Below are 17,130 nucleotides of genomic sequence, written 5' to 3' on the forward strand. Positions count from 1 at the left end.
TCTGAATGATTTTAATCAGTTTTCACTTGAATTTCTGCCAGCAATTACTCTGTCGCTGCAGATCCCCCGGCCCACTGGGCTATCCTGAAGATAACGAACTCTGCAGGTTTTACAGGAGCAATCCCGATAATGCATATCAGCCTTCCGTTGTCAATATCGTCCTGGGTCATGGTTGTACGGTCACATTTGACAAAAAAGGCTTCTTCAGGCTTTGTCCCCATAAGCGCCCCGTCCCGCCAGACCCCGGTAAGGAACTGGGTTATTGTTGCATTAACCCTTGCCCAGAGCTTTTCATTATTCGGTTCAAAAACGACCCATTGTGTTCCTCTTTCAATGGATTTCTCGATATAGATAAACAGGCGGCGGACGTTTATGTATTTCCAGAGCGAATCACTGGAAATTGTACGGGCACCCCAGACCCTGATCCCCCTGCCCGGGAAAGGAATAATGCAATTAACCCCTTTAGGGTTCAGGACTTCCTGCTGGCCTTTCGTAATAATCCTTGCACTACCCTTATACTTTTCAAGATCCAGTACCCCGTTGATTTTTTCGTTCGCAGGAGCTTTATGGACCCCCCTTTCGGTATCGCTGCGGGCATAAATTCCGCAGACATGCCCGCCTGGAGGAACGTTGACCGGTTTCAGGAAAACCGGGTCATAGACCTGAATCCAGGGATAATAAAGGGCAGCATATTTGGAATCGTACAAATTGCGCTGTTCCTGAACCTCATCGAGGTCGGCACCCTGGGCTGGATCCAGAACCGCAAACCGGTCTTTTAATTCTTCACACTGGGTAATTACCTTATCCTGTATTGCCTGTGCAGTGATTCCCGGAACCGCAATTATGCTTATATCGTCTTTGTTTTTCAGCGCATAGATCCCTTTCCTGTTTTCAGGGATTACATCATCCTTGCCTTCGTAGATTTGCTCAACTGACTTTGCATCTGCCGGGGCTCCGTCAGTTCCTCCAGTAAGAAGCCATCCGGGCTCCTTATCCAGTGTGGGCAATGGGATTTTTTTAGCCGGGTCTCCCGTACTACTGACGTTTTCTACTGTTATAAGGCGCGAACTGTCTTCAGTAATTACTTTTTCTATGTAGCGGCTGTGATCGCTGTTCATGGAAAGTTGGTTGAAGACTTCTTCAGAACCGTTGAACCGGACAATAAGATCAAATTCAACTGAAGAAACGTTTATACCATCTTTCAGGGTTTCAGAGATTTTATCATAGAGCTGTACTTTTTTACTGTCTCCGGTGTTGATGACTTCTTTTACCACTCCATAGGAGGGGTCTTTGTCAGTAGATTCGAATTTCAGCAGGGTTCCTTTTTCCATACCGTTTACGGTACTCAGTTCAAAGGTGTCTTTATTTGCAACGTCTCCTTTTAGTTTTGCTTTAGAAAGGGAACTATCTTTTATTATTATTTTTATGCTGTTACCCCATTTTCCTTCGTTTGAGGCATTGACTTTGATAGCGTCTACCAGCTTTTTTATTTCCGGCGGCTTTTGACCTGCTATCACGTTGTGTGTGTACCTGAGTTTGTCTTTCGTAATAAGCAGTATATCGGGCCCTGTTACCTCATTAATGAGGAAATAATTCTCACCTATCCTGACAGCATCGTCTTTACTCACTGATGCAGCCTGATCAACCGGGATAATAAAATCTCCATTTTCCAGTTCAGAAAGCGGGTCTATCGGTGTCGAATCGGAAACCAGATCTATCTTCACACCTTTAGCGTGTTTAAACTTTAGAGGAGATTTTACTTCAATTGACTTTGCGCCTGCGTCGGCAGCCTTGACAATGCATATCTCGATTTCTTTGCCCCTGAGTAAAAGTATTACATCCTCGGCTAACCCGCTAACGTCTTCGTCGACATTAATTTTTAGATCGCCTGCATTCACATCATCTTTTAAAGTGAACGTGGAACCAATAGTTTGTTTTACGATCTTAGTGCCTGGAGGAAAAGTCCCGTCCTCCTGAGTGCCACCTGTCAGTGGCGTGTTCAGGGCAAGGGCTTTGGAAAGACCTGCAAATTTCACCTGTATGTATTCCGAAAGGGCGCCGTCCCTGAGAAATACAAGATCTTCAGGGTTGAGGTTTGTTGCATCCTTGACATCCAGCAATAAAGATCCTGCGTTAGCGTCTGCAACCAGTGTAGTCGTAACTCCCGAGATGTCCGGTATATGACCGGAAGCAGGTTTTGCATTTTTGCCAGCTACCCTGATTACATATGCTCGCTTGCCTCCGTTGCTGAAAAAACCTTCTACCGCATAAGGCAGCCAGCGTATCGTATTATATATTGTATCGTCAAGCTGGCCATCTTTATACAGGTACCCCCCAAAAATACTCTGGTACTCCGCAAAGCTCGTTACCAGAGTCGGCCTGTTAAGAGGACCCTTTTCCGCAAAGCCTACAAATCCAGCCGTACTTGTACTGACACCTTCGATAGGTTTTGCCCCGATTTCGAATTCTTCAATATATACCCCTGGTGCTAAATATTCCGGTATATTTATTCCCCCTATTTTGATCATAGATCAACATTATATCCGGGCAGTCCCCCGATTTCTGATTTTGAAGTTTGCCCGATTCTCAAAAACCTGCGTTATTAAGTTATTCACGGTATCAAAATTTTTTTTGCAGAAACTGTTTTTCCTTCTTCTACTGTTATGGAGTGCTCACCAGGCTCTCCGTTTATTATCAGGATTACTTCCTCGGTTTTTACGACATTTTTAAAGTAAAGTACGAACTCTCCCCTGTTGTCTGTGAGATTTTCTATATCTTTTCCCTTCACGCGAACTCTCAGGCCAGCTACCGGTTTTCCTGAGCCTGACTCTATCAGACCTCTAACAAGAGTCGCAATGGCAGGGAACGGATACCCCGGGTTGGGTTTAAGGGCAATTTCAGGTTTACCGTTAACTTCAACTACCGGGTTCTTCGGATCGGAAAAAGCTGACATATCGGCTATTATTTCTTCAGGGAAATACAGCTCAGGCTTGATGCTTACAGTGTAACTCCCTGCCTCAAGTCCCGTAAAACAATAATATCCGCTGAGGTTCCTGAAGGCTTTTTTACCCGTATTTTTAATCTCCATCCGGATGCCGCCGACAGGTTTGTCTTCTGTATAATCATCGATCAGCCAGATTGCAAAAGACAGCTTGAGAGTTCGAACATCCCCAGGATATACAGTACAGGTATCGGTCTCACAGAGCCTGGAAAAAGCCATTTCATTTTCCCCCGTTACCGGCCTTCATCTGCGCATAGTTTATTTCCCTGGACACCACCCTCTGAACACCCATTTCCCTTTCCGAATCGATACTTACAGGAGTAACCACATAACAAACTGAAGGCCTGAAAGGCTTATTCGGGAAGGTACTCCAGATTTTTGCCAGGTCTTCCAGGCTCAGGGAAGTTATCGCGATGTGCAATTCCTGGTTTTTGTCCAGGTTTCCCTTCAGAACCGAACCTTTCAGAATGGAATTGTCGTACAGGATTCTAAGAGCCCTCCCGAGTACGGTATATTCTTCCAGCGACCTGGCAGTTTTATCCTGGGCTCCTGACGCTACATGCGATGTCAACATGTAATATAGCTCAAGGGTAAGCGGCGGAAATGTAAGCGTTGTGTGATTTGCAACCTGCATTTCCTGATTTTTCAGGTGGGCGTTTTCAAGCACCTGATACAGAAAAAGAGATAGCCGCACATTCTCATTGAAATCGATTTCTCCAGGAGAAAATAACACTATTGAGTCCCTGTCAACCAGGTCCTGCATGTTGTCCCTTAAAAGTTCAATCAAGGTCTCTCCAACGTCAGCTATTGCTCTGTAATCAGACAATGATCTTATCCCCCCATATTGCTTGAAAATAATGGACAGAGATTTCCCACTCAGGAAAATCCGTAGTTTTAAGGCTGTATTGTAAACAGGGCCTGTGCCCTTATTTCAAAAATCTGGAATACTCCCCAAAATCAGCTTCAGTAAAAAGTTTTCCAATTTTCTGATATTCACGTCTTGTAGCCCTGATTAGATGTTCCATTCCAACCTCTCCTGAGCCGGCTGCGGCCAGGAAGGAAGCTGAGAGCGCTATGTTTTTGATATTACCCCCGGTAAGTTTGAATTTTGAGAGAAAAGCAAAATCAATATCTTTCCCAAGCGGAGTTTCGGCAGGAAAGGTATGTTTCCATATGAGTTCCCTGGATTTTTCATCGGGAAGAGGAAACTCGATTGTAAAATGCAGCCTGCGAAGAAATGCGTCGTCCATGTTTTTTCGGAAGTTGCTCGCAAGTATCACGGTCCCCTCATGTTCCTCCATTTTCTGGAGCAGATAAGCGGTCTCAATATTCGCATAACGGTCATGGGCGTCTTTCACCTCGGATCTCTTGCCAAAAAGAGCATCGGCTTCATCAAAGAAGAGAATTGCATTGCAGGTCTCAGCTTCTTTGAAAATTTTACTCAAATTCTTTTCAGTCTCTCCTATGTATTTGCTGACAACGCATGAAAGGTCTATTTTATAGAGGTCCAGCTGAGTTTCCGATGCAAGAATTTCCGCTGCCATGGTTTTTCCGGTCCCCGAAGGGCCAGAAAACAGCACATTCAAACCTTTTCCTAGAGACAATTTCTTCTCAAAACCCCAGTCTGAGTACACAGTATCCCTGTACCTGACAAAGCCGCAGACTTCTTTTAACTGTTCCAGGGTATCTCCCGGAAGAATGATATCTCCCCAGTTATATTGCGGGCTGATTTTCACGGCAAGCGCGCTCAGTTTCTGGTTTGACTGGATTTTGCAGCTTTCATAAAGAGTCCCTGCCGACAATGCCGGAACATCCGGGTTTTTTGCCCTTGCAATCTCTTTTGCCGTACAGACCGCATCTTTTATCTGGCCTCCTGTGAACCTGAATTTGCTCGCAAGCTCTTTCAGATCCGCATTCTCTTCCAGAAGGGAGTTTCCTTCAAGGAAAGCTTCCCACAACTTTTTTCTCAGTGAATAAGGAGGGACGGGAAAGGAGAAAGGAAGAAAGCCGTAATTTACCAGGCCGTCCATCAGGTTCTCTTGCAGGTCTTCTTTTTGTTCGGAGGACCAGCTTCCCGCCAGAAAGACCCAGTTTGGGAAGGTCTTCAGGTCATGAAGGAAATTTTTCATGAAAAGCCCGACCTCTGTATCTGCAGCCAGAACATCAAAGTTTTCAAGATAAAGGGCTGATTCCTGAAGGAGCGCTTCCCTGAGCACCAGATCCGCAATTTCAGAGAATCCGTGCCTGGAAAAGGCTTTCGAATCAACGATAAGCAGATTAATCCCAGCTTCCCTGCAGGCAGCCTCTGCTGTAGCTTTTCTCCCGCTTCCGTGAGGCCCCTTGAATAAAACCTTCAAAGGAATTTTATTTTGAAGATGCCAGTTTACAGAGTCCTGCAACCTGTTTTTCAGGTCCTCGGGCAAGATCAGGGTCTCAAAGGAATTTTTTGCTTTTATGAGATATGAAAAACCCAGAATTTGCGAATCCGGCTCATTGAACCCGAGTAAAAAGTCAGTTATTCTGTCATCTACTTTTATGAAAGCCGATATGACAGAGTGCTGCTTTTCAGGATACTCACCTGCTTCTTTTCCTGCAAGGTAGATCAGATTGTTTTTGAGCAGGGTAGAGACTGGCGAGAAATACGCTCTTGCCTGAAGTTTTGCTTCTATTGTCGGGCAGAGCAGGTTAAGAGCCAGGTCGACTGAAGGCTGTTTTTTGGTCACATCGTTTTGAAGATAAGAATAGATTTTCTCATACCTGAGATCCAGTGCCGGGGCAAGCCCGATTAAAAGCACATCAATCTCAAAGGTATCCAGGTTGAAAAGTTCGGATAAAATCTGAAGCCTCAGTTCCCTGCCACATTTCAGGCTCTCTACGTTTCTGATATTGCTATCCCTGCGTGCAGCTTCGACCTCTTCCAGTACGGAATCCGGCAGAAGCTTTTGCCCCGTTTCAAGACCCCGGGACTCTAGAAATGCCTCGATTTCAGCTTCCGAAACGTAAAGTCCTCTAAATTCATCAACAGGCTCAGAAAGCCCTGCCTGAAACACTTTAAGGTAGCTGCGGATCAGTCGATCGATTCTGGAGAATTCATCAAGAAGGTGCTCGAAATTATCAGCATAAGGTTTCATGTGGATTCCGTATGCACGCTTTGACATTACCGAAGTGAACATTCTAAATCAGCCTATCAGGCCCCGGTTTCGTTCGGGTTGGCTTTCAGGGCGCTTTTCGCTTCCAGCAGCTTCCAGTATTTTTTTATATGCACCAACCAGGATTTCGGCATCGGAGAATTGGCCGCAGGACTTTAGACGGTCCACTTCAAGCAGAAATCTTTCTGTATTTTCCGTAAGCAGCTCATTTTTACCTGCAAATTTAGCGGCCAGTATTTTCAATTCTTTTCGAGAAGAATATTTCTTTGGACTTTTACCGTCAATAAAATTGAAAATTATCCCGCACTTTCGATGACCTATAGTTCTTGTAGAAGGATTGGCCGAAGTTTGTATATAATCTTTAAAAGTGTCTTCCTCTACTAACTCCCCACATTCGCATAAAATAATATAATCACCCCCTTCTATATACCTGGCTGAAAGTAATTTCACTCCTGCCTCAGAAGTAGACAAAATCAAAAGTAAACCAGAAGTTAGAGCAAAAAAATAAAACAGCCAGAAGCCTGAAAGATCCGGCGTCTACACTACGCAAGGGAATTATCATCGCCCGATTGCTCGCTCCCCCAGAATTTCCCCCAGAATTAAAGAGTTTTATACATCCAAAAGGAAGTTTTTATTAAATATCAGATATATGTTATGAATTATATATGTTTCCAGATAACAATAATTCTGAATAAAGTATCTTAAGTTAGCTCAGCGAAAAGGGGTTCCACTCTGGAAATTGTTTTTTAATATAAGGATGACTTACTCAAAACGCTCTTTGTTATCCAAAAAAGTAATATATCTCAACTATTTTTGCTGATTGAACAGCAAAATCACCAATCCGCCTAAGGAAAAATCCCCAGTCTATCTAAAAATTAACAATCGTTTCAGGTAGTTTTAACCATATTTCAGATCTTTCCCTTTCTTGAATTCGATTAAAAACTCTTTCCTCCGGATTCATTTTATTGAAAATTAATCCATTAAGCCTCGCTCATTTTAACCCACCACATCTCTCAGAAAACTCAGAGAAACCTCAAAACAAAGAAAAAAGAGGAAGAAAGTAAAAACCGAGAAAAAGAAAATGAGGAGGAAGAGGAAAAATCGAAATTTCTTCATAGCTTAAGATAGATAAACGCAGTTAACCCGCTCAAGTTTCCATAAATTCCGGCCACACGAAAAGACTCATTTAACTTTTCATAAACCAGAAAGAAGACCTGGAAAAGCTTCAACTTTTTTAAATTCTCCTACCTGGGCGAGTTAAAAGCACCGTTTCATATCGATAAATTATCCCTCTTCAGCAAATTGAAAAATAGTTTATCTTGCCCATAATTCAGCCCTTCCAGTGCAGCTCAGTGTCTTTATTAGAAATTAGCCTCCTTGAGCGCAACCGTTGGGTCGCAAACGTTGGGCCGCAACCGCTGGGCCGGTTGATCACGCCGGATAGGGTTTGGGGATTATTATCAGTCTCAATCACAGACTTTCGCCGTTTTTGATCAAACTTTTTTTGAAAAAGTTTGCGTTTTCGATCAAACCTTTTTTGAAAAGGTTTGTGATCAAGCGTTTTTTGAAAAGGTTTGCGACTCAGGAATTTGTTCAATGTGAATTTGTTCAATGTATATGTATAAATTTATAAAGGCCATAGAATAGTTTATAAAAATATCGTACGATTCGAGTAAAAACCTTAAAAGGCCGTTTTGCTGAAAAGAATTCTGAGCTCAAACGGAATAATCGCATCTGGCGAAATTTGAGGGTTTTCCATTTAATGCAGCGCCAGGAGCTTATGAAGCCAGGAAAAGGAGCCAAGCAAATGAAAAGTGGAGAGCAGCAACCTGGAAAACCGGAAGATGAGAGCACTAAAAAGTTAAACGCCGCAGGCAAGATATTCCGCAGCCAGACTCCGGCAAGTGATAAAAACGAGCCTGTAATTCAGGGCGACTTTCAATTTCTTAAAACTATGCTTGATACAATACTCAATCCCATCTCCTATAAAGATAAGAATGGGATGTATCTGGGGGTTAATGAGATATTTGCCAGACAGGTTATCGGTCTCCCTGAGAAGGAAATTGTTGGATTCACCTCATCTGAAATCTGCAGGAAATTAGTAGAAAGGTTTCCCGAAAGAGCTATACTGGACGGAAGGCAGTTCCTGGAAATTTGCAGGGAATGGGATAAGGTTGACATCGACCTCTTGAAGTCAGGAGGAAGCCGGACTCATGAGCAGGAAATGGTCCTTGCAGACGGAGAAAAAAGAATTTTCCTTGTAAATAGATCCACTTTCAAGGATAAAAGCGGGGACATATTTGGGCTTGTTACGGTTCTGCAGGACATCACCAGCCTCAGGAAATCCGAAAAATCCCTTGAAGAAATTGAAGAGAGGTACAGAATCGTCACCGAACAGACAGGACAGCTAGTATATGATAACGATCTGGAAAATAACAGGCTTTCCTGGGCAGGCGCTGTTGAAGAAGTTTTCGGGTACAGCCTGGAAGAGGTTAAAAATTTTACTCTGGAGAACTGGATAGAGCATATCTATCCTGAAGACCGGAATTATGTGATTGAAAACTTTATGCAAGCCAGGAAAACCGGCGGAAGAGAGCGTGTAGAGTATCGGCTAAGGAAAAAAGACGGGACCTATATTTACGTTGAGGATACAGGGACATATCTCGTAAACGAGGATGGCAAGACTTATAGAGTTCTTGGGGTAGTCAAGGATATTACAGAAGAGAAACTTACCCGCAAACGGCTTGAAAAGAGTGAAGAAATACACCGTATAATTGCTGAACAGACAGGGCAGTTAGTATACGATTACGATGTAGAGGAAGATTATGCTGATTGGGCAGGCAATATTGAGAAACTTACGGGTTTTCCATTTGAAGATTTCAAGGATGCGGGCATTCAATTATGGTTGAGCAGGATTCACCCGGAAGACAGGGATAATATAGAGAAAGCTTACCACAGGTGTCTTACGGATGGGGGCACTTACCGTTCAGAATACAGATACACGAAAAAGGATGGAAATTACATTTTTATTGAAGACACCGGGGTCTGCCTGAAAGATAAAGAAAGTAAAGTGAACAGAATTCTCGGAATAATTAAAGATATTACTGAAAGAAAGCTCACCCAGGAAAGGCTGGAAAAAAGCGAGGAAAAATACCGTTCATTTATACATAACTTCAAGGGAATTGCTTTTCAGCTTGATGAAGACCTTATTCCTGAGTTCACTCACGGGACTGTCGAAGAGATTACCGGATATAGTGAAGAGGATTTCATGTCTACGCAGGTTATGTGGATGAACATCATTTATCCAGAAGATCGACCTGCTGTCCTTAAACAGGTAACCATGATTAAAAATTCTGCCCGTGCTCATGATACCGAATTTGAGTACAGGATAGTATGTAAGGACGGAAAAGTAAGATGGATAAAAGAGCTGTATCAGAAAATTCCGGGAAGGGATGGGAAGTCAGATAAGTATCAAGGGGCAGTTTACGATATTACAGAGAAAAAAGAGGCAGAAGAAGCTCTGAGCGAAATAAAAGAAGCCCGCATAAAGGAGATTCATCACAGGATCAAAAATAATCTGCAGGTAATCTCTTCACTTCTGGATCTCCAGGCTGAAAAGTTCGAAGACGAAAAAGTGAGAGAAGCTTTCAGGGAGAGCCAGAGCCGGATCATATCCATGGCTCTTATCCATGAGGAACTTTATCAGGAAAAGAATACCGAGACACTCAACTTTGCAGCATATCTCAGGAAACTGGTCGAGAACCTTTTCCAGACTTACAGGGTTGATCATCCCGGAGTAGGCCTGCAAACCGATCTCAAAGAGGATGTTTTCCTCGATGTGGATATGGCAATTCCCCTCGGAATTGTTGTCAATGAGCTCGTCTCGAATTCATTAAAACATGCATTTCCAGGACAGAGGAAAGGGGAAATCCGAATCCGGCTCTATAAAGACGAAAAGAGCGAAAGTAAACCCTTCGCAGACGAAGATAAAGGATCTGAAGGTAAAAAATGTGAAGATAAACCGTTTGAAGATAAAAAGTATGAGGATAAAGAGTATAAGGAAAGATGTAAGGGAACAAGAATTATTCTGATAGTTTCGGATAACGGTGTGGGTTTTCCTGAAAAACTTGATATCGAGAACCCTGATACACTTGGCCTGCAACTGGTAAATGCACTGGTAGATCAGCTGGACGGAGAGCTTGAACTTAAACCCGATGGCGGAACGGAGTTCACAACACGGATCTATCTGGCAGAAGATTCCTGAAGGCAACAGAAGGCTCCGGAAAGTAGAAGAAGATTCCTGAAGGATATGCCCGCTTTAACACTTTAATATCCGTGCCATTTCGGTTAACATTCAAAATATGAGATTTTTTCCTTACTTAACGCTGGTTTGCAGCCGGACTAAAAGACCGAATTCTATGGCCGAGCTTATAATTCGGCTCATGATTCTATTTTTATATTACGGCGTATAAATAATCATATATGCCAGAAGAAAGCAAAGATCCCCACACTTTCAAGGAACTCAAATGGAGCGATCTCCAGAATTGGGCTGGAGATAAGGCCACTGCAAAGGGGATCAAATACCAGGAAGAAGGGCGGGTGAAAGAAATCAAATGCACCTCCACGGGCAGCCTGGTTGCCCTTGTAGAGGGGACAACAGAGTATTTTACAGAAGTGCACCTGGAAAACGGGAAACTAAGCTCGACCTGCACCTGCCCTGTTGGATATGAGTGCAAACACGCAGTTGCAGTCGTACTCGAATATCTCGACCATATAGAGCAGGGAGAAGACATCCCGGTTATTACTGAGGAAGACCTGTTTATTGAAAGATCCAGGCGACGGTATGCAGGAGCCGGCACTTCCGGAGCTTATGGGGCCGAGGAATCTTCACTGGCCTTTCGTGAGTATCTGGAACAGCTGGAAAAATCGGAATTAATCGAAATACTGACAGCGTTTGCAAAAAGAGATGTCAGGCTTGCCAGGTATCTCAGAGACCGTCAGAGCCTTGCATCCGAAAATCCGGAGAGAATTATTCGGAGCATATATTCCGAGCTGGACAAGCTCTGGAAAGAAACTGAGGACTATGATTTCTGGAGTTCCGAAGGCGAGGATGTGCCTGATTTTTCAAACGTGCAGGTTCGGCTGGAAAGTATCCTTGATTCAGGCCATCCTGATGAGCTGCTCGAGATAGGAAAAGAGCTTATGGACAGGTATGAGGAAATTGCGGAATATGACGAAGAAGGAAAAATCGGAACCGAAATTTCAAGCTGCATGGACGTGGTGTTCAGAGCGTTACCTCAATCTTCTCTTCCTGCACATAAGAAAATGCTTTATGCCCTTGAGCTTGAGCTAAAAGACAACTACAACATTCTTAATGAGCATACTTTCTGGAAAGGAGACTTTACTCGGGAAGAGTGGCGGTTATTTGCAAAAGCCCTGAAAGCCCGGTTGCAAAAAACCGGAAAAGGAAAAGGTGTCCTGCAGGACTCATCCTGGGAACGAGATTATGTTGTTGACAGGCTTATTGATGCCCTGAGAAAAGGCGGGCTTTCTGAAGAGATTATCCCGATCTCCGAACTCGAAGCCGAAAGAACAGGCAATTATCTAAGGCTTGTCAGAGAACTACTCGGCTCCGGACAAAAAAAGAAAGCAGAAGAATGGATCTATAAGGGAGTTAAAGAGAGCAGAGAAGATAAACCTGGCAATGCCAGGGAGCTCCTGCAGATGCTTGTTGAGATTAAAGAAAAGGAAGAAAACTGGCTTTTTGTAGCTGCTCTTGAAACGGAAGAGTTTTTCAGGTTTCCCCAGCTGGCCAGCTATATTAAGATGCGGGAAGCAGCCGGAAAAATCGGGAAATGGCAGGAAATCCGAGAGGCTGCCCTCCAGTACTTGAGAAACGGAAAGCTGCCAGCCAAGGAAGCCAAAACTGCGGAGGAATCTTCAATCCTTCCTGAAATTCTCCCGAAAACAGGGCTTCTGGAGACTGGCTCTTTAAGAAAAATCAAACCTCCTGTCCTTGACCTGTTAATACAGATAGCTATTCAAGAGAATGATGCTGACGAAGCAGTCCACTGGTACGAAGAGCTTAAAAAAAGCAGGAGTGGGACCGAAAAATACAGGGATTCCGTCTCAGAAAATGAAATTGCTGATGCAATAAAGGGCAAATATCCTGAAATCGCAGTTGAAATATGGAAAAAACTTGCAGAAAGTTTGATCTCCGAAACAAAAGTAAGCTCATATGAAACAGCATCAATGTATTTCCGAAAAATAAAGGAAACTCTGGAGTCCATTGGAAAGAAAGAAGAGTGGGAAGCTTATCTCGGGGAGATAAGGGAAATTAACAGACGTAAAAGAAAGTTGCTTGAAATTTTGGATAGATTGGGAGAAGACCGAATAATCGGCGAGTGAAAAAGAACAAAAAAGGAAGCCTGGCTGCAAAAAGGGTTGGTGAATTTTAAGAGCAAATTTATATATAAAATAACATAAATAAAAATGGGTTCAGACTAACTTAGATTTCAGATAAATTTAGCTTCTAAATCCCGGATGTACTTAAGAAATACTGATCCCAGTAGATCGGAACAGAGTAGTTTAGAAGAGTAATAGAGAAGTATAGAAAAAGGTATGGAGAAAAACGAAAGAAAGGAGTTATAAAAATATGCCAGCAAAAGTCAAGAAAGAAGAATGTACAGGCTGTGGAACCTGTGTGGAGGAGTGTCCTGTAGAAGCAATCGTTATTGACGAGGACGAAGGTTGTGCAGTCGTAGATGAAGAAGAATGTGTAGACTGCGGAGCCTGTGAAGAAGCTTGCCCCATACATGCTATAGAGATAAGATAACCTGAAAAGACAGGAATTACACGTTTTAAATAGATTCTGCAAACAAAATAAGATTATTTCGAGGAGTGGGGAGATTGTGGAGATCAGGAAGAGCCTATCAACGCCTGGCCTATCAACGCTTGAAAGCTGCTTCCCATTCTGACTTCCTATTTTTCGGAAATCGCCGGTTCGCTCCGCTTGAAGAGGGAAGGACTTTTGTTTCATACCCCATTGCCCTTACAATCGGTTCATATTGTCCGGATTTCTTGCCGTTAAAAAGAACCAGCTTCAGGTTCGGAGCCATATCTTTCAGCATTGAAAATCGGTTTATCTCTTCGTCCTTTATCTTTGCATCCTCGCTTCCTTCCCTTTTTCCGGCTTTAAACACATCCCAGAGCCCTATTTTATTGCTTTTCAGGGTTTCAAGCCGGTTTTGATAATTCATACCCTGAAGATCTTCTCCGAGAATACTGCCGAGCAGCCTCCAGAAGTCATTGCCTGGGTGCCCATAGTACTGATGTTTCCTGATAGAAACGTCGCCCGGAAGAGACCCGAGAATCAGGATTTCAGTATTTTCATCAATTACTGCTGGAAAACCTTGCTTTTTCATTGATTAAAGAAGCTGGAACTTAAGGCTATTTCAAACTTTGGGAACAAAAAACTGAAATTTCAGTTAATTTTAGTTAAATCTCAGTTACCTGTTCGGACATATCTTTGTAATAGTCAAAAAGCTCCTGTCCCCAGGCAAGAGCGCTTTTCTCGAAACTCACCATTTCATGATTATAGTATCTTCCCTCTTTAGAGATCATGGATAGAGAAACAAACCGATCGGTAACGATGCTGGAAGCAAGCTCGATTTTATGGTCGCATACAAAAAGGCGCGTGTTTTCCAGGTTTAAGAACTTTTCTGCATCTGTCGTGTAGTCGGAAATCAGTCTTTCATAGATTGGCCTTTCCAGAACAAGTGAAACTTCAATACCTCTTTTTGCAAGGTCCAGATAGAGGCTCGGATATCCGGGGCGGAAAAATGAAGAGATTTCCATAACTGTCCTTGATCTGTAAAGTGGGTCCATGATCTCAGGAGGGTAGTCAAAGATATGGGTTCTCTCGGGTAAAAGCTCTCTACAGCTGCCAAGTTCTCCAATCCGGTCCAGCAGGTGGGGAGGAAGAGTCCGCAACTCCTGTCTTGCCCAGTAATCATGGTTTTCATCGAAAATCTGGAAAGTGGAGAGAAGAGGTTCCATTTTGGGAATAATAAGCTTTCCTTTTATCGAGAGCTCATAGCTGTCTCCTCTTTGCACCAGCAGCCCTTCCTTGAGCAAAATGCGGATCTGGGCCATTATAGGACTGGAACTGACGTCAAGCGCGGTCTTAATTTCTTCAATTGTCTTTGGCCCTTCCTTCAGGAGCAGAAGCAAATTTTTCCTCTTGTCCGAAAAAAAAATTATGTCTATTAACTGCAGTTCCATACTCATTCAATTTAACCTCCGGAAAGCGATTCTGGAGTGATATCTGGAATTTCATTGGGGGATCTGACTCTAAAGATCAAGTCTGCACAGACTCTAAAGATTAGGTCTGCACAAATTGTCTTACAATCTACCTTACAATTGCCTTTATACCTCAGTGCAGGCTGAGCAGCATAGATTCCGGAAAAGTTCCGCTTTCGACTGTACAGACAAAGTTATCAATGCACTTTTCACTCTCGATCTGCCAGGCTCTTGATTTATAGAATTCAAAAAGTTCCCTTGCCCAGTTTATGGCCTCAGGTTCGGAACAGGACATGTAATTATGATAGAATCTTCCGTTACAATCAAAGAGAGAGATCATCATCCCACGGTCCGATACCATAAGTTCAGCCAGTTTGACCCCGTCATTACAGACAAAAAGTTCGGTGTTTTGCAGCGTAGCAAGCTTCCTTATTTTCTTTTCATAATTATGCAGGATTTTTTCGAGCACCGACTCCGTGAAGATAAGGGTGACTTCCGACTCCAGCCTTCCGAGCTTTGTATAAAGGGGTAGGAATTCGGGCCTGTAAAAGGATGAAAATACCATAAGATAACGTGAAGAAGAGAAGAAACTCAAAAGTTCCGTACTTGGCTCAAAAATCTGGCTCGGATCGGCTTCAACCAGCTTGCAGTCCCTCAGATCCCCTATTCTGTCGAGAAGATACTGAGGAATTCCGCTCAGGTCGTGTTCGATCCAGTAATTGTCTCGTTCGAGCAAAGTAAGGACATTGACAAGGGATTGAACTTTTTTAAACACCTGGTCTCCCATATCTGTCAATTCGTAACTGCCATTTTTTTGAATAACAAGGTCGCTGTCTGTAAGCCTTTTGATCTGGGGTAAGATAGCCGTGGGAGAAACATCAAGGAGGGTTTTAATTTCTTCCATTGTTCTTGGTTCCTCTCCCAAGAGTAAAAGGAGGTCTTTTCTTTTCTGGGAACGAAATACGACATCTATTAACTCATGTTGCATTCAAACCACTTCTATCGCGTTTTTGTTTAAATATAGAATATCTGTATCATGTGACACTAAAATCTCCGTACGAAGACGGATGAAAATTCGAGTTCCGGTCCGGTCCTGTACGACCTGCATAGGAAGAAGCGTTTGTGCCATATATTGGGGATATTCGATATATCCATTTATATAAAAGGATTTGGATGAATAATTTTAAACGTGAGGGAACTAGACAATGTAATATCAGGAGTTTCGGAAAATCCCCGGTTCCCATGAAAACGGTATCACTGGGTAGAGTAGAAAATTCTGCACCCTGACTGAGTGAATAATCAAGTTGTGTAAAATTGAGAGAGCAAAGCACGAACATTGAAATTTTTGATAGGCTTTATCTGAATAATTGCACTGTTCAAAAAGATTTATCAAGTTTCGACCCACACGTCTAAAAAAAGTTGAGGGAACTTGCCAAATCATCTCAAAAATTTAAGGCTCGTTTATTAAGAGAAAAAACAGCAAAAAATTTGAGGGTAGAAAGCCGTGCAATCGGCTCAAAATTTCAGACCCCATATTGCGCCGTAAAAACCAGGAAAAAATTTCCGTCGGTTATGGTATATGTGATAATTTCCCCTAATTATGCTGTATACGCTTGTCAGCATTACAGGCAAGCGAATCAATCAAAAGCGAATCAATCAAAAAGGAAAAGTTCCGGTGAGAAGAAGAAAATTTTTCGCTGGTAGATGCTGAGGAAAATCTGGTGATAGAATCCTTAGAACGGATGCGTTGCGGATTTTTTCAGGGCTGAATACCCCGAAAGAAAGAACTTCACGGAGGTAAAGCCGGAACCTCACGATGCCTGATATCTCCGGGACTGCAGACCCGGGGACGGTAGCGACCTTTTTGCTAAAAACCAAAACGGAGGTTTAAAAATATGTTGGACTTTACAGAGGCAAGTCTGAAAAAAGTGTTAACCAGATACAATGTGGCTCTGGAAAAGGCAATGACGCCTGAAGAAGCCGCAGAAGAGATCTATCCTAAGGACGAATTAATCTACCCGATCGCAAAGGCCATCTTCGAAGGAGAAGAAGATGACGTTATCGAGGGTCTCCAGGCCGCAATCGATGCAGGCAGGGACCCCATTGCTCTTATCGATGACGCTCTCATGGTCGGTATGGGTGTTGTCACAAGGCTCTATGATGAAGGTATAATTTTCCTGCCCAATGTCATGATGTCTGCTGACGCCATGCTCGATGGTATCGAATTCTGTAAGGAAAACTCCGAAACTGCTCCTGTAACAAAGGGAACCGTTGTCTGCCACGTCGCAGAAGGTGACGTTCACGACATTGGAAAGAACATCGTTACCGCTCTCCTCAGGGCAAACGGCTACAATGTAGTTGACCTCGGAAGGGACGTCCCTGTGGACGAAGTCATTGCAGCAGTTGCCTCAAACAACCCAATCCTGGTCACAGGCACTGCACTCATGACCACCACCATGTATGCATTCAAGGAAGTTAACGACAAACTCCTTGAGAAAGGATATAAGATTCCATTCGCATGCGGTGGCGGCGCAGTTAACCAGGACTTCGTATCCCAGTATGCACTTGGTGTATACGGTGAAGAAGCCGCTGACGCCCCCAAGATTGCTGACGCAATCGTTGCAGGTACTACAGATATCGCAGCATTAAGAGACAAATTCCACAAGCACTGAGGTGAGT

At 43.3% G+C, this 17,130-nt stretch carries 12 protein-coding genes; 4 read left to right on the top strand and 8 right to left on the bottom strand.

The features are described from left to right. Positions 1–44: 44 nt before the first annotated feature. The 5 genes from ACPK8D_RS14220 to ACPK8D_RS14240 all read right to left on the bottom strand — a co-directional run bounded on the left by ACPK8D_RS14220 (position 45) and on the right by ACPK8D_RS14240 (position 6,600). The gene (locus tag ACPK8D_RS14220) at positions 45–2,528 is read right to left on the bottom strand and encodes a phage tail sheath family protein (protein WP_424718513.1); all 2,484 of its coding nucleotides are present in this window, start codon (positions 2,526–2,528) and stop codon (positions 45–47) included. Between the two features lie 83 nt (positions 2,529–2,611). Beyond that, positions 2,612–3,220, bottom strand: coding sequence for a hypothetical protein (locus ACPK8D_RS14225; protein WP_424718514.1), 609 nt, complete (start codon positions 3,218–3,220; stop codon positions 2,612–2,614). A 1-nt stretch (position 3,221) separates the two neighbouring features. Next, positions 3,222–3,827: a DUF4255 domain-containing protein gene (locus tag ACPK8D_RS14230; RefSeq protein WP_424718515.1), complete on the bottom strand. Its 606-nt coding sequence runs from the start codon at positions 3,825–3,827 to the stop codon at positions 3,222–3,224. A gap of 100 nt (positions 3,828–3,927) precedes the next feature. Further along, a complete protein-coding gene (locus tag ACPK8D_RS14235) occupies positions 3,928–6,174 on the bottom strand; it encodes an AAA family ATPase (protein WP_424718516.1) in 2,247 nt (748 codons plus the stop codon). A gap of 6 nt (positions 6,175–6,180) precedes the next feature. Then, positions 6,181–6,600: a hypothetical protein gene (locus tag ACPK8D_RS14240; RefSeq protein WP_424718517.1), complete on the bottom strand. Its 420-nt coding sequence runs from the start codon at positions 6,598–6,600 to the stop codon at positions 6,181–6,183. A gap of 1,312 nt (positions 6,601–7,912) precedes the next feature. On the opposite strand from ACPK8D_RS14240, the gene ACPK8D_RS14245 reads away from it, so the two are divergent. The 3 genes from ACPK8D_RS14245 to ACPK8D_RS14255 all read left to right on the top strand — a co-directional run bounded on the left by ACPK8D_RS14245 (position 7,913) and on the right by ACPK8D_RS14255 (position 12,985). Then, positions 7,913–10,414 (top strand): PAS domain-containing protein, encoded by a 2,502-nt coding sequence (locus ACPK8D_RS14245; protein ID WP_424718518.1) that lies wholly within the window; start codon positions 7,913–7,915, stop codon positions 10,412–10,414. A 218-nt stretch (positions 10,415–10,632) separates the two neighbouring features. Beyond that, positions 10,633–12,558, top strand: a complete 1,926-nt coding sequence (locus tag ACPK8D_RS14250) for an SWIM zinc finger family protein (RefSeq protein WP_424718519.1) — start codon at positions 10,633–10,635, stop codon at positions 12,556–12,558. Positions 12,559–12,805: 247 nt separating this feature from the next. Then, positions 12,806–12,985 (top strand): 4Fe-4S binding protein, encoded by a 180-nt coding sequence (locus ACPK8D_RS14255; protein WP_424718520.1) that lies wholly within the window; start codon positions 12,806–12,808, stop codon positions 12,983–12,985. 112 nt (positions 12,986–13,097) lie between these two features. On the opposite strand, the gene ACPK8D_RS14260 is transcribed toward ACPK8D_RS14255, so the two are convergent. From ACPK8D_RS14260 to ACPK8D_RS14270, 3 genes are all read right to left on the bottom strand, one after another. After that, positions 13,098–13,574, bottom strand: coding sequence for a DNA-deoxyinosine glycosylase (locus tag ACPK8D_RS14260; RefSeq protein WP_424718521.1), 477 nt, complete (start codon positions 13,572–13,574; stop codon positions 13,098–13,100). Positions 13,575–13,647: 73 nt separating this feature from the next. Continuing rightward, positions 13,648–14,439, bottom strand: a complete 792-nt coding sequence (locus ACPK8D_RS14265) for a helix-turn-helix transcriptional regulator (protein ID WP_424718522.1) — start codon at positions 14,437–14,439, stop codon at positions 13,648–13,650. A 145-nt stretch (positions 14,440–14,584) separates the two neighbouring features. Continuing rightward, entirely contained in the window at positions 14,585–15,355 is a 771-nt protein-coding gene (locus ACPK8D_RS14270; protein WP_424718523.1) for a helix-turn-helix transcriptional regulator, read from the bottom strand. Positions 15,356–16,346: 991 nt separating this feature from the next. Between ACPK8D_RS14270 and mtaC the strand changes: the two genes are divergently transcribed. Beyond that, positions 16,347–17,123 carry a methanol--corrinoid protein MtaC gene (gene mtaC / locus ACPK8D_RS14275; protein WP_424718524.1) on the top strand — a complete coding sequence of 259 codons (777 nt, stop codon included), beginning with the start codon at positions 16,347–16,349 and terminating at the stop codon, positions 17,121–17,123. Positions 17,124–17,130 lie beyond the last annotated feature (7 nt).

Source organism: Methanosarcina sp., assembly GCF_049706645.1.
Taxonomy (GTDB): domain Archaea; phylum Halobacteriota; class Methanosarcinia; order Methanosarcinales; family Methanosarcinaceae; genus Methanosarcina.

Excerpts from the sequence above, each read along its gene's own strand:
- ACPK8D_RS14220 (WP_424718513.1), bottom strand. The coding sequence starts at position 2,528 with ATGATCAAAATAGGGGGAATAAATATACCGGAATATTTAGCACCAGGG.
- ACPK8D_RS14225 (WP_424718514.1), bottom strand. The coding sequence starts at position 3,220 with ATGGCTTTTTCCAGGCTCTGTGAGACCGATACCTGTACTGTATATCCT.
- ACPK8D_RS14235 (WP_424718516.1), bottom strand. The coding sequence starts at position 6,174 with ATGTTCACTTCGGTAATGTCAAAGCGTGCATACGGAATCCACATGAAA.
- ACPK8D_RS14245 (WP_424718518.1), top strand. The coding sequence starts at position 7,913 with ATGCAGCGCCAGGAGCTTATGAAGCCAGGAAAAGGAGCCAAGCAAATG.
- ACPK8D_RS14250 (WP_424718519.1), top strand. The coding sequence starts at position 10,633 with ATGCCAGAAGAAAGCAAAGATCCCCACACTTTCAAGGAACTCAAATGG.
- ACPK8D_RS14255 (WP_424718520.1), top strand. The coding sequence starts at position 12,806 with ATGCCAGCAAAAGTCAAGAAAGAAGAATGTACAGGCTGTGGAACCTGT.
- ACPK8D_RS14260 (WP_424718521.1), bottom strand. The coding sequence starts at position 13,574 with ATGAAAAAGCAAGGTTTTCCAGCAGTAATTGATGAAAATACTGAAATC.
- ACPK8D_RS14265 (WP_424718522.1), bottom strand. The coding sequence starts at position 14,439 with ATGAGTATGGAACTGCAGTTAATAGACATAATTTTTTTTTCGGACAAG.
- ACPK8D_RS14270 (WP_424718523.1), bottom strand. The coding sequence starts at position 15,355 with ATGGAAGAAATTAAAACCCTCCTTGATGTTTCTCCCACGGCTATCTTA.
- mtaC (WP_424718524.1), top strand. The coding sequence starts at position 16,347 with ATGTTGGACTTTACAGAGGCAAGTCTGAAAAAAGTGTTAACCAGATAC.